The 658-nt window shown below is 38.1% G+C and carries 1 protein-coding gene; it reads right to left on the bottom strand.

What is annotated here, in order from left to right; genetic code table 11:
- Positions 1-247: 247 nt before the first annotated feature.
- Positions 248-490 (bottom strand): hypothetical protein, encoded by a 243-nt coding sequence (locus CSX02_RS10860; protein WP_099386694.1) that lies wholly within the window; start codon positions 488-490, stop codon positions 248-250.
- Positions 491-658: the final 168 nt, after the last annotated feature.

Here is a 658-nt window from a genome sequence, read left to right as displayed (position 1 = left end):
TAGATTGAGGAGTACATAATATCAATAAATGAAGTGTCCGCCACTTCATAAACCTTTTTCAAAATGGTTCATTCATCAAAAGACACATGAGTGATGCTCGCCTTTTGCATATTGAAAACCAAAAATATTCGCAAAACGTGAAGGCCATACCGGGGCCATGGGGCGAGGATGTTATTGCAAGATTGCAGGCTGTGAATGGTAACAAAAAAAGGCTCCGGAACAATCTCCGGAGTCTTGATGTCAATCGTTATGCAGTTGCTTTGCTTCCATATGCAATTAAATAGAGTAACAAAATCAAATTAATTACCAATCCGGCAATCATTGTCGGAATCGGGGTTAGAATTACAAATGCCATCGTAATGATACCAATTACAATCACCCAATAATTCGCGTTTTTCCGCCTAGTTCTCCCAAAATGCCAAAGCAAAATTACAAGAATGCACAATGCTATCAACTCTGCTCCAACTATAAATGGTGCAACATATTCCATACTATGATCTCCTTTTTTAGCTCTTTTTTATTTCCTTTTCATATCCTTGCATGCAATTATACAATTCTTCGTTAAAATAGTCCATATTCAAACTGCAAATCATCAATGTATTCAAGTCTCGCTCGCGAGACTTGGCGCGAGATTTGCGTCAGCGTAGCTGACATATTT

It is taken from the genome of Agathobacter ruminis, assembly GCF_002735305.1.
Taxonomy (GTDB): domain Bacteria; phylum Bacillota; class Clostridia; order Lachnospirales; family Lachnospiraceae; genus Roseburia; species Roseburia ruminis.
This window is presented reverse-complemented; position numbering and strand designations above follow the sequence as displayed.

What these genes read in the sequence shown, in the direction of transcription:
- CSX02_RS10860 (WP_099386694.1), bottom strand. Translation starts at nt 490, where the DNA reads ATGGAATATGTTGCACCATTTATAGTTGGAGCAGAGTTGATAGCATTG.